This window comes from Allokutzneria multivorans, assembly GCF_039537405.1.
GTDB classification, from domain to species: Bacteria; Actinomycetota; Actinomycetes; order Mycobacteriales; family Pseudonocardiaceae; genus Allokutzneria; species Allokutzneria multivorans.
In genome coordinates this window covers 690634-715780 of the sequence record NZ_BAABAL010000018.1, presented here as the reverse complement: position 1 = coordinate 715780, position 25147 = coordinate 690634, and the positions used below count along the sequence as shown (strand labels likewise).

26 protein-coding genes are annotated in these 25147 nt (G+C 69.6%); 15 read left to right on the top strand and 11 right to left on the bottom strand.

Annotated features, from left to right (window positions below; translation table 11 throughout):
- Positions 1–5: 5 nt before the first annotated feature.
- A complete protein-coding gene (locus ABD798_RS27320) occupies positions 6–407 on the bottom strand; it encodes a carboxymuconolactone decarboxylase family protein (protein WP_344880625.1) in 402 nt (133 codons plus the stop codon).
- Positions 408–516: 109 nt separating this feature from the next.
- Here ABD798_RS27320 and ABD798_RS27315 point away from each other — a divergent pair, with 109 nt between their 5' ends.
- The 9 genes from ABD798_RS27315 to ABD798_RS27275 all read left to right on the top strand — a co-directional run bounded on the left by ABD798_RS27315 (position 517) and on the right by ABD798_RS27275 (position 8189).
- Positions 517–1497 (top strand): ABC transporter substrate-binding protein, encoded by a 981-nt coding sequence (locus tag ABD798_RS27315; protein ID WP_344880621.1) that lies wholly within the window; start codon positions 517–519, stop codon positions 1495–1497.
- Positions 1498–1565: 68 nt separating this feature from the next.
- A complete protein-coding gene (locus tag ABD798_RS27310) occupies positions 1566–2276 on the top strand; it encodes an ABC transporter ATP-binding protein (protein WP_344880618.1) in 711 nt (236 codons plus the stop codon).
- Positions 2269–3030, top strand: a complete 762-nt coding sequence (locus ABD798_RS27305; protein ID WP_344880615.1) for an ABC transporter permease — start codon at positions 2269–2271, stop codon at positions 3028–3030. Before ABD798_RS27310 ends, ABD798_RS27305 begins: the two co-directional genes overlap by 8 nt.
- Positions 3027–3776 carry an ABC transporter permease gene (locus tag ABD798_RS27300; RefSeq protein ID WP_344880611.1) on the top strand — a complete coding sequence of 250 codons (750 nt, stop codon included), beginning with the start codon at positions 3027–3029 and terminating at the stop codon, positions 3774–3776. Before ABD798_RS27305 ends, ABD798_RS27300 begins: the two co-directional genes overlap by 4 nt.
- A 43-nt stretch (positions 3777–3819) precedes the next feature.
- Positions 3820–4491 (top strand): GntR family transcriptional regulator, encoded by a 672-nt coding sequence (locus ABD798_RS27295; RefSeq protein WP_344880607.1) that lies wholly within the window; start codon positions 3820–3822, stop codon positions 4489–4491.
- Between the two features lie 323 nt (positions 4492–4814).
- Complete coding sequence (locus tag ABD798_RS27290; protein ID WP_344880604.1) at positions 4815–5567, top strand: MBL fold metallo-hydrolase; 753 nt, start codon at positions 4815–4817, stop codon at positions 5565–5567.
- A 38-nt stretch (positions 5568–5605) separates the two neighbouring features.
- Positions 5606–6451, top strand: coding sequence for an alpha/beta fold hydrolase (locus ABD798_RS27285; RefSeq protein ID WP_344880601.1), 846 nt, complete (start codon positions 5606–5608; stop codon positions 6449–6451).
- Positions 6448–7209, top strand: coding sequence for an alpha/beta fold hydrolase (locus ABD798_RS27280; RefSeq protein WP_344880598.1), 762 nt, complete (start codon positions 6448–6450; stop codon positions 7207–7209). Before ABD798_RS27285 ends, ABD798_RS27280 begins: the two co-directional genes overlap by 4 nt.
- Positions 7206–8189 (top strand): aldo/keto reductase, encoded by a 984-nt coding sequence (locus ABD798_RS27275; protein ID WP_344880595.1) that lies wholly within the window; start codon positions 7206–7208, stop codon positions 8187–8189. The genes ABD798_RS27280 and ABD798_RS27275 overlap by 4 nt, the downstream gene beginning before the upstream one ends.
- A gap of 47 nt (positions 8190–8236) precedes the next feature.
- Here ABD798_RS27275 and ABD798_RS27270 read toward each other — a convergent pair whose 3' ends face one another.
- Positions 8237–8581, bottom strand: coding sequence for a hypothetical protein (locus ABD798_RS27270; RefSeq protein ID WP_344880592.1), 345 nt, complete (start codon positions 8579–8581; stop codon positions 8237–8239).
- Positions 8582–8593: 12 nt separating this feature from the next.
- On the bottom strand, positions 8594–9328 hold the full coding sequence (locus ABD798_RS27265) for a nucleotidyltransferase domain-containing protein (RefSeq protein WP_344880589.1): 735 nt from the start codon (positions 9326–9328) through the stop codon (positions 8594–8596).
- Between the two features lie 178 nt (positions 9329–9506).
- Here ABD798_RS27265 and ABD798_RS37260 point away from each other — a divergent pair, with 178 nt between their 5' ends.
- On the top strand, positions 9507–10055 hold the full coding sequence (locus tag ABD798_RS37260; RefSeq protein ID WP_425549270.1) for a hypervirulence associated TUDOR domain-containing protein: 549 nt from the start codon (positions 9507–9509) through the stop codon (positions 10053–10055).
- Positions 10056–10063: 8 nt separating this feature from the next.
- Here ABD798_RS37260 and ABD798_RS27255 read toward each other — a convergent pair whose 3' ends face one another.
- Both ABD798_RS27255 and ABD798_RS27250 read right to left on the bottom strand, forming a co-directional pair.
- Positions 10064–11218 (bottom strand): MFS transporter, encoded by a 1155-nt coding sequence (locus tag ABD798_RS27255; RefSeq protein WP_344880585.1) that lies wholly within the window; start codon positions 11216–11218, stop codon positions 10064–10066.
- Positions 11215–11775 carry an NADPH-dependent FMN reductase gene (locus ABD798_RS27250; RefSeq protein WP_344880582.1) on the bottom strand — a complete coding sequence of 187 codons (561 nt, stop codon included), beginning with the start codon at positions 11773–11775 and terminating at the stop codon, positions 11215–11217. Before ABD798_RS27250 ends, ABD798_RS27255 begins: the two co-directional genes overlap by 4 nt.
- A gap of 105 nt (positions 11776–11880) precedes the next feature.
- Between ABD798_RS27250 and ABD798_RS27245 the strand changes: the two genes are divergently transcribed.
- On the top strand, positions 11881–15021 hold the full coding sequence (locus ABD798_RS27245; RefSeq protein ID WP_344880578.1) for an ATP-binding protein: 3141 nt from the start codon (positions 11881–11883) through the stop codon (positions 15019–15021).
- Here ABD798_RS27245 and ABD798_RS27240 read toward each other — a convergent pair.
- On the bottom strand, positions 15008–15604 hold the full coding sequence (locus tag ABD798_RS27240) for a TetR/AcrR family transcriptional regulator (RefSeq protein WP_344880575.1): 597 nt from the start codon (positions 15602–15604) through the stop codon (positions 15008–15010). The genes ABD798_RS27245 and ABD798_RS27240 overlap by 14 nt on opposite strands.
- Before the next feature lie 65 nt (positions 15605–15669).
- Here ABD798_RS27240 and ABD798_RS27235 point away from each other — a divergent pair, with 65 nt between their 5' ends.
- Positions 15670–16515, top strand: a complete 846-nt coding sequence (locus tag ABD798_RS27235) for an alpha/beta fold hydrolase (RefSeq protein WP_344880572.1) — start codon at positions 15670–15672, stop codon at positions 16513–16515.
- 10 nt (positions 16516–16525) lie between these two features.
- Here the strand turns inward: ABD798_RS27235 and ABD798_RS27230 are convergent, their stop codons facing one another.
- The 3 genes from ABD798_RS27230 to ABD798_RS27220 all read right to left on the bottom strand — a co-directional run bounded on the left by ABD798_RS27230 (position 16526) and on the right by ABD798_RS27220 (position 19243).
- The gene (locus ABD798_RS27230; protein WP_344880569.1) at positions 16526–16903 is read right to left on the bottom strand and encodes a hypothetical protein; all 378 of its coding nucleotides are present in this window, start codon (positions 16901–16903) and stop codon (positions 16526–16528) included.
- A 386-nt stretch (positions 16904–17289) separates the two neighbouring features.
- Complete coding sequence (locus tag ABD798_RS27225) at positions 17290–18672, bottom strand: S28 family serine protease (RefSeq protein WP_344880566.1); 1383 nt, start codon at positions 18670–18672, stop codon at positions 17290–17292.
- 289 nt (positions 18673–18961) lie between these two features.
- Positions 18962–19243: a winged helix-turn-helix transcriptional regulator gene (locus ABD798_RS27220; protein WP_344881000.1), complete on the bottom strand. Its 282-nt coding sequence runs from the start codon at positions 19241–19243 to the stop codon at positions 18962–18964.
- Positions 19244–19392: 149 nt separating this feature from the next.
- Here ABD798_RS27220 and ABD798_RS27215 point away from each other — a divergent pair, with 149 nt between their 5' ends.
- Both ABD798_RS27215 and ABD798_RS27210 read left to right on the top strand, forming a co-directional pair.
- Positions 19393–20283: an NAD(P)-dependent oxidoreductase gene (locus ABD798_RS27215; protein ID WP_344880563.1), complete on the top strand. Its 891-nt coding sequence runs from the start codon at positions 19393–19395 to the stop codon at positions 20281–20283.
- 477 nt (positions 20284–20760) lie between these two features.
- The gene (locus tag ABD798_RS27210) at positions 20761–21339 is read left to right on the top strand and encodes a mycothiol transferase (RefSeq protein WP_344880560.1); all 579 of its coding nucleotides are present in this window, start codon (positions 20761–20763) and stop codon (positions 21337–21339) included.
- Here ABD798_RS27210 and ABD798_RS27205 read toward each other — a convergent pair.
- A complete protein-coding gene (locus ABD798_RS27205) occupies positions 21319–21966 on the bottom strand; it encodes a WD40 repeat domain-containing protein (RefSeq protein ID WP_344880557.1) in 648 nt (215 codons plus the stop codon). The genes ABD798_RS27210 and ABD798_RS27205 overlap by 21 nt on opposite strands.
- A 748-nt stretch (positions 21967–22714) precedes the next feature.
- Here ABD798_RS27205 and ABD798_RS27200 point away from each other — a divergent pair.
- Complete coding sequence (locus tag ABD798_RS27200) at positions 22715–24643, top strand: hypothetical protein (protein WP_344880554.1); 1929 nt, start codon at positions 22715–22717, stop codon at positions 24641–24643.
- On the opposite strand, the gene ABD798_RS27195 is transcribed toward ABD798_RS27200, so the two are convergent.
- Complete coding sequence (locus tag ABD798_RS27195; protein WP_344880551.1) at positions 24585–25139, bottom strand: helix-turn-helix domain-containing protein; 555 nt, start codon at positions 25137–25139, stop codon at positions 24585–24587. The two genes, ABD798_RS27200 and ABD798_RS27195, sit on opposite strands and share 59 nt — an antisense overlap.
- Between the last annotated feature and the right edge of the window lie 8 nt (positions 25140–25147).

Here is a 25147-nt window from a genome sequence, read left to right as displayed (position 1 = left end):
TGCGCTCACGCGCCGGGGGAGTTGACGTCGACGCCGCGCTCCACGAGGACTTCCTCCGCCGCGCGGAAGGCCTCCATCGCGGCGGGCACCCCGCAGTAGATGCTCGCCTGCAACAGCACCTCCTGGATCTCCACGGGGGTCACGCCGTTGTTGAGCGCGCCCCTGAGGTGCAGCTTCAGCTCCGGGGTGCGGTTGAGCGCGGTGAGCATGCCGAGGTTGAGCAGGCTGCGGGCGCGGCGGTCCAGGCCGGGGCGCGACCACACCGTCCCCCAGCAGTACTCGCCGACGAGCTCCTGCATGGGGCGGGTGAACTCGCTGGTCCGGGCCAGCGTGCGGTCGACGAACTCGGCGCCGAGCACGGCCCTGCGGATCTCGGTGCCCTCGCGCAGCAGCGTCCGTTCGGTCATCGGAGGTCCTTCCCTCGTGGATTGTCAGACGATCGTACAGCCTTTATTGTACGACAATCATACGAGGCCGGTCGCGATCAACGGCGACCGTGAAGGGGAGGACATCCACATGACCACGGTTCTACGTGCGAGAACGCGCTGGATCGCGCTCCTCGCGCTGACGGCCACCCTCGCCGGGTGCGGCCAGGCGAACAGTCCTCAGCCGGGCGGAGCGGCCGAGGTCCGGGTGGCTTACGTGCCGGTCGCGACCTACCTGCCCGCCCTCGTCGCCGAGGACACCGGGATCTTCGCGCGCAACCGGCTGGAGGTGGAACTGACGCCCACCCAGAACCTCTCCGCGACGCCGGGGACCCTGGGGCGGCAGTTCGACATCGCCTCGGCCACCCCGACCGACCTGATCAAGGCCGTCGGCCAGGGCATCGGGATCTCCGCCGTCGCGACCAGCTCGGTGGAGACGCCGGAGGTCGCGACGGCGCAGGTCGTGGTGGCCAAGGACTCGCCGGTCCGGACCGTGCGCGACCTCGCGGGCAAGCGCGTCGGCGCGCCGACGATCGGCGCCGCCTTCCACAACTCGCTGCTGAACTGGATCTCCGAGGAGGGCGGCGACCCGGCGTCGATCACCGGGGTGGAGATGCCGTTCTCCACCATGCCCGACCAGCTCAAGGCCGGGCGCGTGGACGCGGTCGAGGCCATCCAGCCGGTGCTGGGGACGATGCTGGCGCAGGGCGCGCGCTCGATCGGCAGCCCGTTCCTGTCGGTCGGTGAGTCACCGGTTCTGGTGACGCTGTGGACGGCGCAGCGCCAGTGGGCCGAGACCAACGGCTCCACCGTGCAGCGGTGGCGGCAGTCGCTGGCCGAGGCCGAGCGGCTGATCAAGGACGACCCGAAGACCGCGCGGGAGGTCCTGCGCAAGTACACCCAGCTCTCCGCCGAACTCGCCGACTCGGTGCAGTTGCCGGTCTACGGCGGGGGCATGGCCGCCTCCGAGCTGCGGACCCGGCTTGAACCGTGGCAGGAGGCCCTGCGGCGCTCCGGCCAGTTCAACGGCACCGTCGCCGCCGACGAGCTCGTCGTGCGGGCGGGCTCGTGAAGGCGGCCGGGTACACCTGCCGCGATCTGTCGGTCACCCTCTCGGGACCAGCGGGGGAAAGGTCCATTTTGGACGGTGTCACCCTCGACATCGCGCAGGGCGAGATCATTGTGATCGTCGGGCGATCCGGCACGGGCAAGACGACGCTGTTGCGGGCGCTCGGCGGGCTCGTGCTGCCGAGCTCGGGCACGTTGCAGCTCGGCGGCCGCGACATCGACGGGCCGCCGACCGAGGTCGTCATGGTGTTCCAGGACTACGCGCACGCCCTGCTTCCGTGGCGGACCGTGCGCCGCAACGTCGCGCTCGGCCTTGAAGGCAGCAACAAGCACACGCGGGCTGAACGGGACGAGCTGGTCGACTCCGCACTGGAGGTCGTCGGTCTCAGTGCCCGCGCCGAAGACCGGCCCTGGCAGCTCTCCGGCGGCATGCAGCAACGGGTGCAGATCGCGCGAGCGCTCGCGCTGCAACCGCGCGTGCTGCTCATGGACGAGCCGTTCGGCGCGCTCGACGCGATGACGAAGGCTTCCCTTCAGGACGAACTCCTTGCCGTACAAGGGCGAACGTCCGCGACGATCGTGTTCATCACCCACGACATCGAGGAGGCGATCTACCTCGCGGACCGCGTGATGGTGATCGACGGGGCGCCCGGGCGCATCACCTACGACATCGTGGTGGACCTGCCCCGGCCGCGCGATCAGCTGAAGACCAAGGAGCTTCCCCGCTACCTGGCGCTGAGACGGCTGGTTCACGAGGCGGTCACCGGAGGGCTGGATGACTAGCCCCCGCCAACGGCTCAACCTCAGCGGTCTGCTGACCGTCGCCGCGCTTCTCCTTCTGTGGCAAGGGATCGTGGCCGCCCGAGTCATCGAGCTCCAGTACCTCCCCGCTCCGACGGAGATCGCGACGGCCGCGCTGTCGCTGCTGGCCGACGGTCAGCTCCTGGACGCGACCGCGCACACGCTCTCCGCCACCGTGGTCGGCTGGCTGCTCGCGCTGGTGGTCGGCGGCGCGCTCGGCGTGGTGCTCGGTACGTGGCGCCCGGCGCGGGCGCTCGTCGCGCCGACCGTGGACGTCCTGCGGACGCTGCCCGTGGTCGCGCTCGTGCCGATCGCCGTACTGCTGCTGGGTTTCTCCACCACCATGGAGATCACCGTCGCGGCGTGGGCCGCCGCGTGGCCGATCGTGGTCAACACGATGGGCGGGGTCGCGGCGGTCCACCCGAGGCTGCGCGAGGTCGCCGCGACGCTGCACTTCACCCCGGCGCGCAGGATCTGGTCGATCGTGCTGCCCGCGGCGGCTCCGCTCGTCGTGGTCGGCGCGCGGCTCGGGCTGAGCATCTCGCTCATCGTCACGGTCATCGCGGAGATGATCGGCAATCCGATGGGGCTCGGCCACGAGCTCGTCCAGATGCAGCAAGCACTTCGGCCCGACGCCATGTTCGCCGCGATGCTCGTGATCGGGATGCTCGGCGTGCTGCTGAACTCCGCGCTGCTCTCGGTGTCCGCGCGCGTCGGCGTCAGGGGGCGCTCGTGAGGAGGCTGATCGGAGTGCTGCCGCTGGCGGCGCTGCTGGTGATCTGGCAGCTCGTGGGTTCGGCGGGCTCGCCCTACCTGCCGCCGCCGTCGACGTGGTGGACGGCCGTGCGAGGCCTGCACGCCCAAGGTTCCCTGCTGCCCGCTGTGGTGGTGACGATCGAGACCTTCGCCATGGCTCTGACGGCGGCGATCGTGCTCGGTTCCGCCGTCGGCCTGGCGATCGGGGCCGCTCCGCGCGTCCGTCGCGCCGCCGGGCCGCTGCTGGAGTTCTGCCGCGCGATGCCACCGCCCGCCGTGGTGCCCGTCGCGGTGCTGCTGATCGGGTTCGGGCAGACCGTGGCGGTGGTGGTGGTCGTGTTCACCGCCATGTGGCCGATCGTGCTCAACACCGCCGAGGCCGTGCGGTCCTTGCACCCCGTGCTGCTGGAGTCCAACCGCTCCCTGCACCTGCCCGTGGGTGTGCGGCTGCGCAAGGTCTACGCGCCCGCCGTGCTGCCCGGGATCCTGCTCGGTGTGCGCGTGGCGGCTCCGGTCTGCGTGATCGTCACGTTGCTGGTGGAGATGCTCACCGCGGCCGACGGCATCGGGATGCTGCTGTTGCAGGCTCAGCGGAACTTCGTGTCAGCACAGGCTTTCGCGCTGCTGGCGGTGGTCGGCTCCTTCGGGTTCCTGGTCAACGCCGGTGTGGTGCTCGTGGAGCGCCGCGTGATGCGGTCGTGGCCGCCCCGGGGCGCTGACTTGTAGTATTGTCATACAAACGGGCAGTCGTGAGAATGGGGACACGGGCGTGGATGACTTGTCGGTTCAGGTGAACCGGGTGGCGGCACCGGTGCGGGACCAGGTGCTCGACCAGTTGCGGCAGGCGATCGTCCAGACGCGGCTGCGTCCGGGGCAGCGCCTGGTGGAGCGGGAGCTGATCGAGCAGACCGGTGTCTCGCGCACGACCATCCGCGAGGTGCTGCGCCAGCTGGCGGCCGAGGGTCTGGTCACCACGGTGCCGCACAAGGGGACCGTGGTCACGTCTGTGAGCCCCAAGCAGGCGGCCGAGTTGTACGAGGTCCGCGCCGTGCTGGAAGGCATGGCCGGGCGGCTGTTCGCCCAGCGGGCGACGGAGAAGCAGCTGCGTGAGATCCGCAAGGCCTTCGAGGAGATCGAGAAGTGCGCGACGGCCGTCAAGCCGAAGGTGACGATGCTCGCCGCGAAGAGCCGCTTCTACGGTGCGCTCTTCGACGGCGCGGGCAATGACGTGGCTCAGGAGGTCATCGAGGGCCTTCAGGCGCGGGTGACCTCGCTGAGGTCGCTGTCGCTCGCCCAGGAGGGTCGCACCGCCGTGGCGGTCGAAGAGCTGCGCGAGATCGTCGAGGCGGCGGAGGCGCGCGACGCGGACCGCACGGAAGCCGCCTGCGTGCACCACGTCAACCAGGCCGCAGCAACCGTGCTCGCGGCCATGGTGGACTGATCACCGGATCGTTCCTGTTCTCCTTCCGGTGAGTTTGTCGTCATTACCTACCTGGGGAGAAGTCTGTGCAAAACGAACGCGGATTATCTAGGCGAAGAGTTCTTGGAACTGCGGGGATCGGCGCCGCGGCTGCGATTTCCGTCGGAAGTTCTCCGGCTCATTCGGCGCCCGGTGCCGCTCCGGGATTCGTGCCGGTTCCAGAGCGTGCGAAAGCTCCGCTGATTCCAGAGAAGGGTTATCTGCTCGACCACTTCGGCGGTGGGATGTACGGCGTCAGGAATGCGTCTTTCCAGTCGGCGTTCTTGGTCACGAGCAGGGGAGTCGTGGTCATCGACGCGCCTCCCTCGCTCGGTGAGAAACTGCTGCACGCGATTGCCGAGGTGACTTCTCGGCCGGTGACGCACGTCGTGTACAGCCACGCTCACTCCGATCACATCGGCGCCGCGAACCTGTTCCCCGGCAAGGTGCAGTACGTCGCGCACGAGCTGACCGGCGACCTGCTCCGCCGCGCGGGCGACCCTCGCCGCCCGCTGCCGACGAGGACGTTCCCCGGTGCCCACCACGTCCTCAACGTCGGTGGTCAGCGGCTGGTCCTGGACTACCACGGCAACAACCACGTGGCCGGCAACCTGTTCGTCCACGCCCCCGAGCACCGGGTCCTCGTGCTCGTGGACGTCCTCATCCCGCGCTGGGCGCCGTTCTTCCGGCTGGCCCTCTCGCCCAATGTCCCCAATTACTTGGACACGGTCGATGTGCTGCGGCGTTATGAATTCACGACGCTGGTCACCGGGCACTTCGGCCATTACGGTGATCGGGAGAGCGTTGACGAGCACGCGGAGTTCCTGCGGGATTTGCGCTCCGCGAGCGCGGAAGCACTCCGGGTGACCGACTTCGCCGAAGCGGTCCGGGGTGTCGACCCGGCGAACACCCAGGCCCAGATCAAGGTTTACACCGGAACAATGGTCGGCAGGACCGTTGAGCTGATGGGTGACAAATGGCTCAGCAGGATCGGCGGAGCGGACGTTTTCCTGCCCGACCACGCCAGCGCCATGCTCACCAGCCTGATGATCGACTGAACTTCCCCCTTTCTTTTCGTTGCAGGAGTTGATTCACCATGCCTTACGCAGATGTGACCGGCGGGCGTTTGTTCTACCAGGAGAACGGGGAGGGCGAGCCGCTGGTCCTCATTCCGGGACTGGGACTGGACCACAGCTACTACGACCTGGGCGTGCCGAAGCTGTCCGCCGCGCTGCGCACCATTTCCGTCGACCTGCGCGGGGTCGGCAAGTCGACCAAGCGCGATGACGCGGACTACTCGGTGCAGGCGTGGGCCGACGACATCGCGGACCTGATCGCCGCGCTCGGCCTCGACGACGCGCACGTGCTCGGCACCTCGCTGGGCGGTTCGATCGCGCTCGCGCTGGCCGTCCGCCACCCCGCCCGCGTGCGCTCGCTGACCGCCGTCGGCGCGTTCTCCGAGCTGAACCAGTCCGTCGAGCTGAACTACGCGCTGCGCAAGCGGCTGATCGCCAAGATCGGCATGGGCGAGGAGATGGCCGACTTCATCGCGCTGTGGATCATGACGCCGCAGTTCCTGGAGTCCGAGCAGGGCGGCGCGGTCGCGGCGAACATCCGCGCGGGCGTGCGGACCAACTCACCCGTGGTGTACACGGCGTTCCTGGACGCGATCCTGCGGCTGGGCAGGCGCACCCCGGGGGCGGCGGCGCCCGCGCTGACCGAGTCGCTGTCGGCGATCACCGCGCCGACCCTGGTGGCCTGCGCCGACAACGACCACTTCATCCCGGCCGAGCTGAGCCGGATCATCCACAAGGGCATCCCGCAGTCGCGCTACACCGAGATCCCCGGCGGCGGGCACATCCCGTTCATCGAGGCGCCCGACCTGATCACCGACGCGGTGATCGACTTCATCCGCTCGCTCGACCCGGACCGCGCGCGGTGAGCACCCTCGCCCACGAGGTGACCGGCTCTGGGCAGCCGGTGGTGCTGCTGCACCCCGTCGGGCTGGACCACACGTGGTTCGCCCCGCACGCGGCCGCGCTCGCGGAAAACTACCAGGTCATTAGTGTTGATCTACCGAATCGCGTCGCCCTCGATCGTGCGGCCGACGCCGTCGCGGCCGTGCTGAGCCAGCACACCGACCAGCCCGCACACGTCATCGGCGTCTCGATGGGCGGCATGGTCGCCCAGTACCTCGCGTTGTGCCACGGACACCGGGTGGCGTCGCTGATCCTGTGCGCCACGGCTGGCGGCTTCGACCCGCAGGCCCGGCCCATGCTGCGCGAGCGGGGACGGTCCGCGCTGCGCGAGGGCATGGCGTCGGTCGTCGAGCCGACGTTGACTCGCTGGTTCTCCTCTGCCGCAAAGGATTCTCCGCTCGGCAGGCGCTGTTCGGAGCGGCTGCTCGCCACCGACCCCGCCGACTGGGCGGCGGCGTGGGAGGCCATCTCGCGGCTGGACACGGTGCGGCACTTGCACACTCTCGCGGTGCCCGCGCTCGTGATCACCGGCTCCCTCGACACCGCGACGCCGCCCGCCGCTGCCGCCGAGCTCGCCCGCGCACTGCCCTCCGCGCTGCTGGAGATCGTTCCCGGAGCGCACCACCTCGGGGTTTTCGAGGAGCCCCGACCATTTCTCGACGCATTCGCCCGCTTTCTCCGCGCGCGGACGCCCACGTCCCGAAAGGACTCTGACACATGAAGAAGCGCGTACTCGGAGAGCTGCCGGTCTCGGAGATCGGCATCGGCTGCATGGGCATGTCCGCGCTGTACGGCGCCACCGACGAGGGCGAGGCGCTCGCCACGATCCACCGCTCGCTCGACCTCGGCTGCACCTTCGTCGACACCGCGGCCATGTACGGTCGCGGCGCGAACGAAACCCTTGTCGGCAGGGCGATCGCGGGCCGCCGCGACGAGGTCGTGCTCGCCACCAAGTTCGGCATCCGCTTCGCGCCCACCGCCGAGGACCCGTCCAACCGCGTGCTCGACGCTTCGCCCGCCAGCGTGGCGTGGTCGGTCGAGGAGTCGCTCAACCGGCTCGGCACCGACCACATCGACCTCTACTACCTGCACCGCGTCGACCCCGAGGTGCCCATCGAGGACACCGTCGGCGCCATGGCCGAGCTCGTGGAGGCGGGCAAGGTGCGCCACCTGGGCCTGAGCGAGGCTTCCGCCGAGACCCTCCGCCGCGCGCACGCCGTGCACCCCATCACCGCGCTCCAGGCCGAGTACTCCCTCTGGACCCGCGAGGCCGACACCGACGTGCTGCCCACCTGCCGTTCGCTCGGCGTCGGTTTCGTGCCGTGTTCCCCGCTCGGCCGCGGTTTCCTCGCCGGCCGCTTCACCTCGCCCGAGCAGCTCGACAAGGACGACTTCCGCCGCCACATCCCGCGCTTCCAGGGCGATGCGCTCGCGCAGAACCTCAAGCTCGTGGAGAAGGTCAAGGAGCTGGCCGCCGAGAAGAACTGCACGCCCGGCCAGTTCGCGCTCGCGTGGGTGCTCGCGCAGGGCTCCGACATCGTGCCGATCCCCGGCATGGAGCGCCGCGCCTACCTGGAGGAGAACCTCGTCGCCGCCGAGCTCTCCCTGACGCCCCAGGACCTCGCCCGCGTCGCCGCCGAACTCCCCGACGTCGCGGGCGACCGCTACGACGGCCAGGGCATGACCACCCTCAACCGCTGACCACCCGGCGCCCGCCCCCGCACACCCCGGGGGCGAGCGCGTCGTCATCAGATGAGGTCCTCGAAATTGGCGAGGACCTCGACCCGAACGCCTGCGCGCATCCGCGACAGTTCCGCCGTCAGCGCTCGCGCGAACTCCACTTGCTGCTCTTCGGTCACCGAGGAAAGCGGAGTCGACTCGATGCTCCACTGGTAGTGCAGGTATCCACTTTCGCTCTCCGTGGCGAGCACCTCGTCCGCGCGGTCGTTCGCCGACAGCTCGATGTGGTTGCCGTTGGCCTCGAACACCTCTCGCGCCTTCTGGTTCCAGTCGGGCAGGCTTGCGAGGAAGTCCACCAGCTCGGCCTTCTCGGGGACTCCGTCGAGCATGACCACGAACTCCAGGCTTTCCATCGTGTTCGCATCCTAGTTGATTCGGCGATACGGCGGGGTGTCAAGGCGCCCGCCAATTCGCAGGACTGAGAACTGGATCTTGTGGGGGAACTCGGATTCTAGCAGCTTCTGTCGGAGTTCGATGAACTCCGGTCCCAGGTCGAATGATGAGATCTGCCCGTTGTGGCGAATCCTGTCGAGCCGCCGCTGGCGCAGCTTCGTGCCGGGGCGAGTTCTGTCGAGCACTCTTTCGGCGGTCTCGAAGAACTTCTCGTCGTTGACCCGGAGTGCGATGTCGATGTCGGAGTCCGTGCGCGCGGTCCGCTTCACGCGACTGCCCTGGATCACCAGTTCGCCGTCTGGCAGCGAGAAGTGCTTGACGAGCTGCCGTGTCCGGCGGGCGAACTCCTTGAATCTCCTGCTGGTGAATCCTTGTGGAGTTTCCGTGCGGTAGTCGCCATGTGGGGCGTTGATCGTGATCGGCGGCGGGTCGGTGAACATCTCACCGGGGCCGAGTTTGTTCGAGAAGTCCTCTATTTTTCTCTCTAGGAGCGTGGCTGTGCGCATGGCGAACTCAAGGTTCCCCTGTGCGACGACGAGAATTTCTGAAATCTCCACAGGGGCGTGGTCGGAGGTTCCCGTTGTCGCGCCGTCGAAGTGTGTTCTTGTGTTCGCGAGGCAGGTCAGGGCGAGGTCTGCGCTCGCGTATGCCGTGCGCACTTCCTGCTTCGCGACGGCCAGAACGCGGATTATGTCCCCAATGCTCAACTTCTCTCCAGGTAACTGCTCGGAAGTTTTGGGGTGCAGTGATGTCGACTGTACTCGGCGAGGGAAGAGGCGATGCTTTCGAGTTGTGTTTCCGGCGCGACGCGACTTCGCCTGCATCCGGTGCGGTGCACCTGATGGCGGTCCGGTTGGACGGTGCGATCGGGGGTAGCCGTCGAGCATGGCTGACCGGATCTCGAACATCTGGGACGCGCGCACGCCGCACGGCAAGGACACGCCGTGGCCGGTGCTAGTGGATCTGCGCATGGAGCCGGGGCTGGCGGAGCCGGACGTGGACCGGTGGGTGCAGTCGGCGTGCGTGCTGTGCAGCAACGGTTGCGCCAGCCTCACCGACATCACGTGGACCGTCGTCGGTCAGGCGGCCCAAGGACTGCGCGACCACGGACTGCTGGACGTCGTGAACTCCTGCGAACGGGAGACCGCTGCGTACCGGCATCAAGCAGGCAGCGCCGCAGGCGCTCATCGCGGCGGCCTGACCGCACAAGAGGAGAAACCCATGGGAGACAACAAGTTCCGCAAGGGCGACGACGTCAGCTGGTCCAGTCACGGCCAGAAAGTGCACGGCGAGGTCGTCGAGAAGATCACCGAGGACACCGAAGCCGCTGGCCGCCAGGTCCGCGCCTCCAAGGAGGAACCCCAGTACCGCGTGCGCAGCGACAAGAGCGGCAAGGACGCGGTGCACAAGCCGTCCGCCCTGGACGAGGACTGAAGGCGCGCTCACGCCAGGAGCAACGTCGCGAGGGCGGGACCGACGGCGAAGCCGAGCAGGTAGCAGGAGTTGAACAGGCCGAGCGCGGCGCTGCGGTGGTGCTCCGGAACCGTTGCGGCGGCACGCATTCCGAGGATTCCCTGGCCCGAAGCGGCGGTGATCGAACCGGCGAAGACGCCGAGCAGGGTCAGCCACGGCGAACCCGCGAACAGCACCAGTGCCAGTGCGAGCGCGCCGCCGCACACCAGCAGCGCGGTCATCAAGCGGGCGCCGACCCGGGCGGAGGCGGCGACGACGAGCCAGGACAGCGCGCCGCCGAACAGCAGCGGCCAGAACAACGCGCTGCCGATGGACGCCGTGCTCCACCCGGCACGGGCGGTGATGAGCGCGGGCGCGGCGTAGATCAAGCCGAAGTTGATCACCGCGAAGACCGTGGCAAGAGCTGAGGCGAGCAGGAAGCGGGGGCGGCGCACGACCTCGGCGGGCACGAGACCCGACGGCCGGACGCGGATCCGCCAGAGCAGCGCGAGCAGGCCCAGCACCACGGCGGCTCCGCCCCAGAGCGGTTGGTGCGGAACGAGCACGATGGCGCCCACGAGCACGAGCAGCACTCCTGCCCCGACGACGTCGAACGAGGTGCCCGCACCCCTCGCACGGGCGCTCCGCAGGACGACCGGAGCGGCGAGCAGGCTCAGCAGCGGCAACGCGAACGCCGCCTGCCACGACACGGCCGAGCCGATCACCGAGCCGACGACAGGGCCGGTGGCGCCGACGACGGCGAGGCCGGAGGTGATCACACCCATCTGCGCGGGAGTGCTCGCCAGGTCCATCGCGACGACGAGCATCGCGGCCGAGCCCAAGGCCTGCACGGCGCTCGCGGCCGCGAGTACCGGAAGCGACGGAACGGCCAGCAGCACAACGGAACCGGCCACGATCAAGGCTGAGGCGATGAGCGCCGTCGAGCGCTGTCCGCGAGACGCGAGCACGGCGGCGGCCAGCGGAGTGCCCACGGTGATGCCCCAGCCGAACATCGTCACGATCCAGGTCGCGGCGGCCACGGACACGCCGAGCTGGCTCGCCGCGACGGGCAGCAGCAAGGTCGGCGCCGCCATGCCGAAGGACATCGGCCCCGCGAGCAGCCCGAGCCAGCCCGTGCGGATCACGACGCCACCTCGGCCCGGCGCTGGAGCAGGCCGCGCAGGTCGACGACGAGGTCGCGCAGCTGCCCGGCGGTCGCGGCGTCGGCCATCCGCCCTTCGCCGTTGACGAGGGAGTCCGCGCGCGGCACGCACAGCTTGGTCTCCAGCACGTCGGCTCCCGCCGCCGACAGCACCTTGCGCAGCGCCTGCTGGGACCAGTCGGCACCGTAGTCGCTGGGACTGACACCGATCACCGCGACGGGCTTACCGGTCAGCACGCTCTCGCCGTAGGGGCGCGACGCCCAGTCGAGCGCGTTCTTGAGCTGGCCGGGGATGCCCGCGTTGTACTCCGGCGTGGCGATCACCAGACCGTCCGCGGCGGCGATGACCTCGATCATCGCGGTGACGGCGGGAGCCGGGTCCTGCTCGTGGTCCTCGTTGAACGGCGGCACCGTGGCGAGGTCGGGCCACAGCGCCAGTGACGCGTCGGCGGGGGCGACGTCGCTCGCGGCGCGCAGGACGGCGGTGCTGAAGGCGGCGGCGCGGAGGCTGCCGGAGATGCCTACCAGGGAGAAGCTCACGGTCGTTCCTTCCGTTCGGAGGTGCTGGAAGGACACTGCGCGCGGGTGGTTACCGACTTCTTCCCATCGGCTGATCACCCCTGACGAGCCGCCTATGCTCAGCCGGTGCGCTTCGGGGTGCTGGGCCCGCTGGCCGTGTGGACCGAGCTGGGCGAGCCCGTGCGGGTCCCCGGCGCCAAGGTCCGCGCCCTGCTGGCCGATCTGCTGGTGCACGCGGGCGAGCCGGTGACGGCGGATCGGCTCATCGAGGACCTGTGGGGCGACGCCGCGCCCAAGGACGCCTCCGGCGCACTGCACGTGAAGGTCTCTCAGCTCCGGCGCGCGTTGGCCGACGATCGCGATCTGCTCGTGTCACAGCCCGCTGGTTACACGCTGCGCGTCGCGGAGGAAGCCGTTGACGCGGGGCGCTTCGGCGCGCTCGTTCGCGCGGCGCGCGCGGCGTCGCAGCCTGCGGAGTCGGCCGCACTGCTGGGCGAGGCGTTGTCGTTGTGGCGCGGAGAGCCCTTCGCGGAGTTCGCCGAGGAGGACTTCGCGCGTGCCGAGGCGGAACGGCTGCGCGAGCTGCGGTTGACCGCGATCGAGGACCACGCCGAAGCGCGCTTGGCGGTCGGCGAACACGCCTCGCTCATCGACGAGCTGCGCGCGCTCGTTGACCAGCACCCGCTGCGCGAACGGCTGCGAGCCGCCCAGATGCGCGCGCTCTACCGCGCCGGGCGACAGGCCGAGGCGCTGGACAGCTACGACAGGCTGCGCACGGAGCTGGCTGAGGAACTCGGCCTCGATCCAGGCCCGGCGATCGTGCGACTGCGGCAGGAGATCCTGACCCAAGACCCGGCTCTGGACAACGCGCAGCGGGTGACCGCGACCAACCTCCCGGCGCAGGTCAGCGAGCTGGTCGGCAGAGCGGGCGCCCTCACGGCAGCTCGCGCGGCGCTGGCGGACGCGCGCCTGGTCACGCTCGTCGGACCTGGCGGAGTCGGCAAGACCAGGCTCGCGGTGGAGACGGCAAGAGCGAGCCTCGACGAGGGCTTGGACGGCGTGTGGCTGGTCGAACTCGCCGATGTGACGCGGAGCGCCGACGCGAACGTCGTCGCGGAGAAGATCGCCGCCGCTGGCGGAGTGCGGGATGACACGCGCGAAGACGGGCTGGCCACGGCGTTGCGCGCGCAGCGGGCGTTGCTGGTCCTGGACAACTGCGAGCACGTCATCGACTCGGCGGCTCGGGTCGCGGAATCCCTGCTCACCGCCGCACCCGAGCTGCGCGTGCTCGCCACGAGCCGTGAACCCCTTGGTATCACAGGAGAACAGCTCGTCGCGGTGCCACCGCTGGAGCTGCCCGACCCCGACGACATCGATCCGGAGAGCGCCGGGCGCTTGGGCTCGGTCGAGTTGTTCGTGCGGCGGGCGAGCGCCGCGAGCCCCGGATTCGCGTTGCGGCTGGACAACATCAAGGTGATCGCGAGCATCTGCCGCGCGCTCGACGGGCTTCCGCTGGCGATCGAGCTGGCGGCGGGTCGCGTGCGCGCGCTCGGCGTGCACGACCTCGCCGTCCGGCTGGACGACCGCTTCCGGGTGCTCACCACGGGATCGCGCACCGCGCCCGCTCGGCAGAGGACCCTGCGCTCGATGATCGACTGGAGCTGGGACCTGCTCTCCCCGGCCGAGCGGGCGGTGCTGCGCAGGCTCGCTGCGCATCCCGGCAGCCTCAGCCTGGCTTCGGTCGAAGCCGTGTGCGCTGGTGACCCGGTGGTCGGGCACGACGTGCTGGATGTGGTGGCGCAGCTGGTGGATCGGTCGCTGGTGACGGTCACGACCGACGGGGAGCGGACGCGTTACCGGCTGCTGGAGAGCATCAGGGCCTACGGCGCCGAACGCCTGGAGGAGGCGGGGGAGACCTCGGCGACGCAGCTTCGGCACGCACGGCACTTCCGCGATCTGGTGATCACCGCCAACTCCCATCTGCGAGGCCCTGGCCAGCGCGAACACCTGCGCCTGCTCGATGAGGAGGCGGCCAACGTCCACGCCGCAGTGCACAGCGCGGTGGAACTCGGCGAGACCGCGCTCGGGCTGGACCTCGTCACCGGTATGGCCTGGTACTGGTACCTGCGCGGCACGCTCCAGGTCGGTCACCGCCTGCTCAGCGTGGTCGTTGAGCAGGCCGAGCCCGCCGCCGGTGCTCGCGCGAGCGCTTGGCGGCTCGGCTTCGGCTTCCTGCTCGGCTGTGAGCCCGACCCGCTCGGCCAAGGTGAGGCACTGCTGCGGCGCGGTGCCGAGCCGGACGTCCTCGCCTGGACGCGGTGCTGGCTGGGCTTCGCCGGGCGCAGCCGGGAGCCCGCCGCCGCGCGCGAGCTGCTCGACCAGGCGCGGGTGGAGTACGAGCGGCTCGGTGATCGCTGGCACCTGGCCGTCACGTTGATGTTCACCTCGGAGAACTCGCTGACCAGGGGAGATCCCGCGGCTGCCGCAGCGGAGTCCGAGCGGGCAGCCGCGCTGTTCGCCGAGCTCGGCGACGGCTGGGGCCAGGTGCAGACCGCCGAGGTGCTCACCGCCGTCGCCGACATCGAGGGCGACCACGAGCGCTCGGCCCGGCTGTGCGAGCACGCGTTGGGCGCGGCCGAGGAACTGCGGCTGTGGCCCGCCGTCGCCCAGCTCCTGGGCCGCCGCGCCAGAGTCGCGGTGCTGCAAGGTGATTACCCGGCCGCGATGGAGTTCGGCCAGCGCGCGCTCCAGGTGGCGACGGAGCGCTCCATCGCGCCGCAGGTCGGCTTCGCCAGGGGCGGCATCGCCCTGGCCGCGCGCCGCATGGGACTGTTCGACACCGCTGAGGCGCACTTGCTGTCCACATTGGACTGGGAGCGCAGCATCCGCTACGCCACCGGGATGGCGTTCATCCTGGCGCAGCTGGGCTTCGTCGCCGAGCAACGCGGTGATGCCGAGGCGGCCTTCGCTTGGCACCGCAAGGGTTTGGCGGCTGCCCGGCAGGCCGAGGACCCGCGCGCGGTGGCGTTGTCGCTGGAAGGTTTCGCCGGAGCACGGGTACTCGTGGGCGATCCCGTCGCCGCCGCGCGGCTGCTCGGAGCGGCGGAGGCGATCCGCGAGTCCGCCGGTTTCCCGCTGCCGCCCGCTGAGCGCGACGACGTCGACCGCATCGCCCGCTCCGGCGAACAGGCACTGACGTCTTTTGCAGAGGAGTTCCTGCGGGGCAAGGGAATTCCGCTCGGCGAGATTCTGTCTACTGTGGAGTGACGAGCGCGCGCAGCAGGGCGCTGACGATCTGCATGATCTCCTCGCGCGCGGAGGCCCGGTCGGCGGCGTCGTTGAGGTAGAGCGCGGCCTCGTCGGCGACGGCCAGCAGGACGTGCCCGAGCGGCTTCACCGGCAACGGCGGCATCCCGCCGTCCGCCGCGGCCTGCGCGAGCGCCGCCTGGATGAGGCCGAGGACGTGCGGCTGGCAGATCGCGCGCCACCGCGCCCACCCGAGCACTGAAGGGCCGTCGATCAGCACGATCCGCTGGATCTCCGGGTTCTCGCAGGCGTCGAGCCACGCCTCCAGCGCGCTGGTCATGACGGTCACGAGGTCGCCGTCGACAGGAACCGCCGCGACCAGGCTCTGCGTCACCGTGCCCTCGACATCGGCCAGGACCTCGGCGAACAGCTCGGTCTTGTCGCCGAACTGGTGGTAGAGGGCGCCCCTGCTGACCCCGGCCTCGCGGACCAGGGTCTCGGTGCCGACCCCCGCGAACCCGTGCTCGGCGAAGAGCTTCCTGCCCGCCGCGACCAGGGCGGCGCGCGTGGCGGCAGTCCGGTCCGCTTGTGTCCGCCGTGCCACTTTCATACACTCCGTCCGTAAGTTACGTGCAGGCTGTATGTAACCTTGCCGGGCGAAGGAGCCGCATGCCGACGATCAATCTTCCCAGTGGTGCGGTCGCTTACCGGGACGCCGGGCCGGAGCGCTCCGAAGCGCCACCCGTCGTGTTCGTGCACCCGTTCCTGACCAACGGCGCGGTGTGGACACGCGTCGCCGACCTCCTGGCTGAGCGCGGCATCCGCTCCTACGCGCCCGACTGGCCGCTGGGCTCGCACCGCACGCCGATGAACCCCGGCGCCGACCTGTCACCGCGTGGCGTCGCCCGCCACATCCTGGACTTCCTTGAGGCGCTTGACCTGCGCGAGGTCGTGCTGGTCGGCAACGACACCGGCGGCGCGCTCGTCCAGTTCGTGCTCGACACCGACACCAGTCGCGTCGGGCGCGCAGTACTGCTGAACTGCGACGCGTTCGAGAACTTCCCGCCGTTCCCGTTCAACGTGATCTTCCGGTTGATCAAGGGGCCGCGCCGGATGAAGGCGGGCCTGTACCCGATGCGCAGCCTGCTGGTTCGCCGCTCGCCGCTGGGCTTCGGGCTGCTCGGGCGTTCGCTGGACGCCTCGCTGACGCGGTCGTGGATCGAGCCCGCGCTCACCTCTCCGGGAGTCCGCGACGACGCCGTGCGCTTCCTCCGCGCCATCGATCCGCGGGAGCTGCTCGACGTGTCGACCCGGCTGAAGTCCTTTGCGGGCCCCGTTCGCATCGTGTGGGGGACGGCCGACCGCGCGTTCACACCCGCGCTCGGCCGTCGCCTCCAGTCTGCTTTTCGCAACGCCGAGTTCGTCGAAGTCCCCGGCGCCAGGACCCTGGTTCAGCAGGACGCCCCCGACGTCCTAGCCGCCCAGATCGCCGACTTCACCGCAGTGCCGCGTTAGGTTCGGTGGATCAGCACAGACGCACGGCGTCAGCGCGGTCATTGGCCCAGGACTCCAGATTCTTGCTGGCGAAGCGCGAAGGCGGAATCGTGATGTCGCTGAGCTGGATCTCGCGGCCGGTGGAGTAGTCGATCAGACAGGCTCTCGTGCCCGGATTGCCCGTGAAACTCCAGCTGGACACCTTGTCGTGCGCCGAAGACGCCAAGTCGAAGTAGCTCTTGTTGCAGAATCCATCGCCCTGAACAGGTCGCTGGAGGTTGGCGTCGATGTAGAGGGCGACGTACGGTTCGCACCCCGCTGGTGCCGCCTGTGCCGCGATCGGTGCTGCCAGCCCTCCGGCCAGGGCCAGCCCGGTGGCGATGACCGGAAGAACACGTCGAGCACGCATGTGCGATCTCCTTCGACTCCTGATGGGTGGAACGCATCGCCCGCGAGGCCGTCACTTCCGGCCCCTGCGAGCTGCCGACGTGGGAACATAAGGAATCCTGTGCGGCTCGAACACCGGTTTCAACCACAGGAGAAACGTGAATCCCGCTGGTCGGCGGGGAAACCCGAGCAGGCGGCCACCCCACCACCGGTCGCGGTGTTGCCGGGGGCTTGGGTGTCTTCAAGACCGGCAAACCCTGCTGTTGATCATCGTTGACCGCCGCTAACCCTGTGGTCTTGTGGGGTTTGCTGTCGTTGGAGACGGTGGGGGTGGGGGTTGGGTGGTCTTGAAGACCGGCGAACCTGATGACGTGCAGGACAGGCTCTGGACCGCCCAACCCCCAGGGGTCAGAAGGGGAAGGGCGTGCGGACGACGTCGAGCTGGCTCGGGTCGATCACCGGCGCGGCGCCGTCGAGCCTGACGTCGGAGCCCGCCCAGCGGCGCAGGATGTCGGTCGCGGCGGTGCGGTCGGCTCCGGAGAGCGCGGCGATCTTCGCGCCGTGGTTGGAACCGGGCGCGGTGAAGCTGTGCGAGTCGTGCGGGCTCGGCGTGAACCTCTCGGCACCCCAAGGGTCGTTCTGCCCGTTGATGAACAGGATTCGTTGCCCCTGCGTGCGAACCCAGTTGTGCACGTCGAGCATCGCCATGGGGCGGTGCGGCCGGTGCAGTTCCTTCGGGACGTTGGAGTAGATGGTCGAGGAGTCCGGGTACTTCAGGTAGCCGCTGATGTGCGCCTGCTTCTGCCGCGGCCAGCCGAGTTCGCTCATGGCCTGGAAGTAGTACGGCACCATCTGGATCAGGTTCTGGTCGGCGAAGGAGCCGAAGTCGACGTTGGCCTGCACGTAGTCGTAGATCTGCGAGGTGCTCGCCTTGGTCGTGGGCACCTTGTCGCAGTGCTGCTGGCCGGAGTACTGCCAGAACGCCCAGCTGAGCACCATGATTGACTTCTCGAACGCCTTGTCCAGGTTGCCGACGATCTTGTCGTAGGTCCAGTTCTCCTTGGCCGAGTGCTCGGTCAGCATCGCGACCAGCTCCGGGCGCCGCTTGAACGCCTCCACCTGGAGATCGGCGAGGGCGGTGCGGCACGCGGCGTCGCCCACGGTGGCGAAGAAGCGGTCGTAGGCGCTGTCCTCGTCGTTGACGTGGTCGCTCGGCGCCACGTACGCGACGACGCCGTCGACGTCACGCGGGTAGAACCTGCTGTGGTAGACCGAGGTCATACCGCCCTTGCTCGCGCCGGAGGCCAGCCACTTCTTCGGGTAGAGCGGCTTGAGCGCGGCCACCAGCCGGTGGTGGTCGGTCGCGGCCTGCCAGATGTTCAGGTGGTCCCAGGTCGCCGGTTGCGGTTGCGACGGCGGGAAGAACCGGTGCTCGGTGGAGATCTGGTTGCCGTCCACCAGCTGCGTCGGCTCGCTGCGGAACGAGGTCGGGTACAGGTTGTAGCCCGTCGTGTGCAGGACCGTCGGCCGCGCCGCCGACTTGTGCACCAGCTGGAAACGCTGCTGGAACGTGGCTCCGCCGGGCTGCCGGTGGTCGACCGGCTGCGTGTAGCCGAGCACGAAGTACCGGGTGTCCGGGGTCGGCGGTGGCCCCTCGGAAAGCACTGCCAGCCCAGGGATTCGCTTGAGCTGGTCGAGAATGTCCTCCTGCGGTGCGGCACCCGCCGTGCCCGCCGCCGCGACCACCGCGACGGCGCTCGCGGCGACGACCCCGCGCAACTTCGTGAACAACCCGGTTCCCCCTTGATTAGGTGACGATCAAGAGCGTGGCGGGCTCCGCCGCCGCTGTCGCGGGGTTTCAGCGTTGTCTTACTCCGCCAGGAGACCGCTTTTCACCGTGCTGAGGAGGCGCCGCGACCAAGCCCGTTGCCCGTTGCCGCAGAACGAAACGCGACGCGAGTCTTCGGTGCGGACGTCAGCTACTTCGTGCTCGACGGGAGCTCTGCACGTGCGCGGCCGGATCGACGTCGGGCCGCTCAACGGGACTCACGAGATACTCGACGTGGCGACGGCGATACGCCTACCCGGTGGCCAGCAGGTGTTCGCGGCCCCACTTCCCCAGGGGTTCCAACGCCTCGTTGAGCGAGCACCCCAGTGGGGTCAGCGAGTACTCGACGCGGGGCGGTACCTCGTCGTGGGCCTCGCGGTGGACGAGGCCGCCGCTCTCCATCTCGCGCAGGTGCGCGGCGAGGACCTTCTCCGTGATGCCCGGCAACGCCCGGCGCAGCTCACCGAAACGGGCGGAGCGCTGGGCCAGCACCCACAGCAGCGACACCTTCCACTTCCCGCCGATGAGGTCCATCGTCGCCTCCGTGCCGCACTCGTGCGCCCCCGGCCTCGGCACCACGACCACCTCCGCATCCGCTTGACCTGCACGCTCACCTCGGCGAAAGCGCGCACTCCGAAGTGCGTACTTGTCCGGTGCGAGCCTCGTCGCCGAGCCTAACCACCATGACCGACAACGCCGCTTCGCCGACCGGGCTCACGCTGCTCGGGCTGGGCGCGATGGGCACCGCGCTCGCCTCCGCCTGGCTCGACTCGGGCCACGACCTCACCGTCTGGAACCGCACGCCCACCCGTGCCGAACCCCTCGCCGCGCGCGGTGCGACGGCGGCGGCCAGCGTCGCATCGGCCGTCGCCGCCAACGATCTCGTGGTGCTGTGCCTGCTCGACGACGCCTCGGTTCGCTCGACGCTCGACGGCGTGGATCTCACTGGAAAGGATCTGGTCAACCTCACGACCGGCACGCCGGGTGGCGCTCGCGCGCTGGCGGAGTGGGCCGCCGCTCGCGGAGCGCGCTTCGTCGACGGCGGGATCATGGCTGTGCCACAGATGATCGGCGTGCCAGGCTCCGGCGCGTACGTGTTCTACAGCGGTTCGGCCGCCGCTTTCGAGGCGCACCGCGACGTGCTCGCCGTCCCCGCGGGCACGACCTACGTCGGCGAGGACCCGGGCTTCGCGGCGCTGCACGACGTAGCTCTGCTGAGCGCGATGACAGGCATGTTCGCCGGCGTGACGCACGCGTTCGCGTTGACCCGCAAGGAAAACATCGCACCACACGAGCTGGCCGAGCTGCTGTCCGGCTGGCTGACCGCGATGTCCGGCTACGCGCGCGGCATCGCCGAGCACCTCGCCAGCGGTGACTACACCACGGGCGTGACGTCCAACCTGGCGATGATGGCCGAGGGCAACGCGACTTTGCTCGCCACCGCTGAGGAGCAAGGCGTCAGCCCGGAACTGCTGCTGCCGTTCATGCGGCTGATGCGGCAGCTGGTGGACGACGGTCGCGGCGACGAGGACACGACCGGCGTGGTCGACCTGCTGCTCGGGTCGCGGGTGTAGCGCTGTTGCCCAGCGTGGGGGGCGGCCGTTTTTTTGAACCCAATGTGGCATTTGTTTCGCGAGACGTAACCAATGCCACATTGGGTTCATCAGTCCGCGCTGAGAACGTTGAGGCCGTGCGCTTCGCGTTTGGCAGCCTGAGTCGATCGCGGTCCCCGGTTGAGGCCGTGGCTGGGTGACAGTGGGCGTTCGCCGGTCTTCAAGTACACCGAACCCCCCTTGCGGAGGTCTCAAACCGTTGCAAACCGGGGGGGCAAGGGACGTTGCGCTCCCTGCACGGGGTGTTGGTTCGTTCGGAGCGGAGCGGTCGCCAACCTCGGCGCCGACCCCGATCGCACGGTAATCGTGCACCGCCCGCGACCTTGACCGCAGCTCAGCCAGCAGGACGAACGGGCGCGGCACTGGCGCATCGCCACGGCACCATGACGAAATCGGTTCGGGAAGCGGATCGTCCGCGATGAGACCTACGGTGGCGCCATGACCGACGACGCCACCCCGTGGGAACCTCCGCTGGCAAGTACCGAGGCTGAGCATCTGGTCGGGGCGCTGGAACGTCTGCGCGCCACGTTCCGATGGAAGGCCGACGACCTCGACTCCGGTGGTCTGCGCACCCGCGTGGGCGCCAGCTCGCTCAGCCTCGGCGGCCTGCTCAAGCACCTCGCTTTGGTGGAGGAGCAGGCGTTCACCGCCAAGCTTTCTGGAACGCCGCTCGGTGCGCCGTGGAAAACGGTCGACTGGGCCGCCGAGCCCGACTGGGACTTCACGTCAGCGGCGGGGGACTCGCCCGACGCGCTCTACGCGCTGTGGGACGGCGCCGTCCAGCAATCGAGGCAGAGGCTGGCCGCCGCGCTCGCCGACGGTGGGCTGGGCCAGCCCATCCACCTCGCGTGGTCCGACGGCCGCCACGCCAGTCTGCGCCGCCTCGTCTACGACCTGGTTGAGGAGTACGGCAGGCACACCGGTCACGCCGACCTGCTCCGCGAGGCCGTTGACGGGCGCGTCGGCGAGGACCCGCCACCCGGGTGGCAGCCTCGTTCAGCCGGTCAGACTCCGTAGCCGGACTGTGCCGTCATCGCGCGCTTCGGCCAGGACGCGTCCGTCGGGGCTTCGCGCCGTGCTCATGAGGAGAGGCGGCGTCGGCGCGTCAACGAGCTGGCGGGTCGCGACGTCCCAAAGCCATGTGGTGCCGCCTTCGTCGGTCGCGGAGAGCAGCGTCGCGTCGAGGCTGAAGGCGGCACTCGTGATCTCCTCGCCGTGCCCGGCCAGGAAAGGCGGGCCGTCCGTCGAGCCGCTCCGCACATCGATCAGGCTGACGGCGTTGACGGGGTCGCCGTCGTGCAGGACTCCGTGTTCGTCGTAGAACTCGTAGCTACCGCCAACGGCCACGAACGCGCTGTCGGGGCTGAACGCCGCGCAGTTCACCCAGGCGATGTGCTGGGGTTGTCGGGTTCGGTTGCCCTGCCGCTTCTTCCGGCCGCTCGTGGGGCGGCGCTCGGGAACCAGTGGCTCACGGCGGATCGCGTCCCACAGGTGCAACCGCCGACCGGCGACGGCGGCCAGGAAACGGCCGTCCGGGCTGAACACCGCGCTCACCACCGGCTTGCCCTCGTCGATGAGCAGCACATCGAGAAGTTCCCCCTGACCCACCACGATCTCCTTCCCGCCGGAGGCTGCCGCGATCATGCAGGAGTGTCGGTCCTTTGCCGACGCACTGCTCGTGCGCCTGGCCGGTGGTGATGTCCGCCGCACTGCTGTGGTGAGGACGGACCACCCCCGCTCGCGCGGGGAGACCACGCCGTCGCTAGTCCGAACACACCGCCGAGCGGACCACCCCCGCTCGCGCGGGGAAGACGGAGGTCGTCGAGTCCGTGACGACCGGGTCCGAGGATCACCCCCGCTTGCGCGGGGAAGACGGGGTGCTGGTTTCCACCAGTGGGCGGGGAACGGGACCATCCCCGCTCACGCGGGGAAGACGCTTCGCGGCCGAAGAAGTACGTGTTGTACTGGGGACCATCCCCGCTCACGCGGGGAAGACGAGCCCGGGATGACGACGTATCCGGCGTGGCTCGGACCATCCCCGCTCGCGCGGGGAAGACACTTCCTGACCTGCAGGTATGTGTGCGGACGTCGTTGTTCTGCATGGGTTTCGTCTGGCGTGTTCGAGGCCTGGAAGGCTAGCCAGAGCTGAGCCTAGGGCCGCGCCTGGCCAGCCGAGCACGCCGGTGCCGCCGAAGTTGGGGTGTCTTCAAGACCACCGAACCCCCTTCTCGATCATCGTTAACCGCGTCCTACTCCCACGTGGTCGAGGGTTTGTCGTCGTTGAAGACTGCTGGGGCGGGGGTTTGGTGGTCTTGAAGACTGGCGAACTCGGCGGCTTGCCGGGCAGGGCGGCACGTGAGGAGGGGCGTGCGCGTGTTTTAGGGTTGTGCCGATGGCAAGATCGAGTAGCGACGCAGGTGTGCGGGAAGCGTTCAGCGCGGCGGGGCTCACGCGCCGTCAACAGAGCTTGCTGCACGCGGTGTTGCGCGCACTGGACGGCGGATCGGCGCTCGGCTTCCACGCGGCGACGAGCGACAGCGCGCTGGTGGCGCTCATCAGGGCGCACGATGCGCTCCAGAGCCACATCGAGCATGATCAGCCGCAGGGCAGGCAGCTCCTCCGGGTGCTGCGGACCAGCGGCGTCTGCGTGCGCGCGGCACTGCCGGGGTTCCCGGCGAGAGCGGGACTGAAGGCTGCGCTCGACGAGCTGGAAGCGACGACGGCCGCGTTGACGGCGAATCCTTTGCAGCGGCCGGACACGCGCGTGCTGGAGTCGTGGATCACCACCATCGCCGAGGCGGTGGAGGAACGGCTGAGGACGTTGTGGGACGCGAGGGCGGTCGATCTCAGCAAGGAAGCGAAGGCAGCGGCGGAGATCGCGGTGGCGGTCTACATCCGGGGGCGCGATCGGGACGCGCTCAAGCACGACCTCACGAAGCTGCTGGCCAGGGGACGGCCGGGCGCGGCGGAGATCTCGGCGTTGCTGTGGCCGAAGCCGCGACGGCACTACCTCACGGTGCTGGTCAGCGGTGCGCGTTCATTGGACAAGCTCGACGACCTGCTTCCCGGAGCTCGGCAGTGGCCGGTGACAGCCAACCAGGACCGCTCCACAGCGCTGCTGGTGAAGCTGGGGCCGATTACGCGCGCGGGCGTTCTGGTGCGGGTGCCTGTGGACGCGGCTGACCTGGGCACGGCGGTGGTCCTCGGCAGGCGCGCGATCAGCGAGGCGCTAGACCAGTACGTGGCGGGCAACCGCATCGCGGACCTGACGCTGGAAGGGCCGTGGCAGGTCACCGGGCCGGATGACAAGCCGGTGCTGGGAGAGCCGATCAAGGCAAGCGTGAAGCGCGCGGCGCCGTTGTCGGCCGCGCGCTCGGAGGGGCTGCGGGCGGCGCTGCGGATCGCGCACATCGCCCAGCGGGTGGAGGCGCCGATGACGAGCGCCGCCCTGTGCTGGAACGCGATCGAGTCAACGGGGCTGGTGGCGGAGAAGTCGTCGCGGTTGGCACGCGCCTGCGCGATGCAGATGCTGCGCCAGCAGGTCATTGACGCGCACACGCAACTCAGGTTGATGGTCGCCGAGGAAGTGCGGCGGCTCGCTGGGCGCGTGAGGAAGGCGAAGGGTGCCCTCGCGCGTGCGGAGAACGCGCTGACGCCCGCCGACAGCGATGCGGTCGCACGGGCGCGCGAGGCATGGCTGGAATCCGCAGCCGCTCATCAACGCGCGGTGGGCGAGACCACCGCGCTGATGGACCTCGTCGACGCGCACGTTCCGATGAGCTCGGGCAAACCCGCTCTCACGGAGCCGGACCGCTGGCTCGATCTGCTGCTGCCACCTCTCGGCGGCGCGCAGACGGCCTGGGACGCCGTGACGGCGCTGGCGGCGTTCGCTGGCGGGCTCACGGAGGAGACCGTCGTGCTGTGGCGCGAGCGGCTGGCGCGGCCGCCGCTGCTCGCGAAGTGGTTGCAGGACAAGCAGGACACCTGCCACGCGCTGCTCGAATGGCTCTACACCACGAGGAACATCGCTTTCCACCACGGCCGCTTCGCGGGTCCCGTCGACGTCGCGACCGCGCACGCGGGTCGTGCGGTCGTCGACGTGATGCTGGAGATCCTGGGGCGGTGGCACTCGACGCAGCACGCGCGTGGTCAGGATCTGACGCCGCCGGAGGAGATCTTCAAGATCCTCGCGCAACGCAAGGACGCCCTCAGCGCGGCCCTGCACAAGGCGAACTCGTGCCACCGGTTGTCGATCCAGCACATCACCGGTCCGGACGAGACGAGCTGGTCGGCTCCTCGACGGGGAAGTGGATCGGGCTGAGCAGGTACTGCGCGCGCTCCGACGTGGGCTGGTTGCGCAGCCGGGGCAGGAGCACGCGGCGCAGGTCGCCGATCAGCTCCTCCAGTTCGTCGCGGCTGAGCCAGACGGCGTGCTGCCGGTAGCCGACGAGATCCGCCGTCGGGTCGGTGTTCTCGCGGTCGAGGTAGGCGTTGAACTCGGCGACCAGGACGGCCATCGACGTGGCGAACACGCGGCGGTGGTCTTCGGGCGACAGCGCGGCGGCCGCGTCGGCGTCGACGGTGACACGGTCCAGGCGGAGCCGGTAGTGGCGCTCCACCGCGCCACGGACACGGCGTTCGTCGGCGACCTCCAGGATTCCCTCGTTCGAGAGGAGGTCCACGTGCCGGTAGACCATGGCCTTCGACGCGTCGGGAATCCGGGCGCACAACTGGGCGGTGGTGAGTTCACGGCCGCCGCTCATCGCGTGCACGATCCGTAGCCGCACCGGGTGGGCCAGCAGTTCCAAGGTGTCCACCCCGCAAC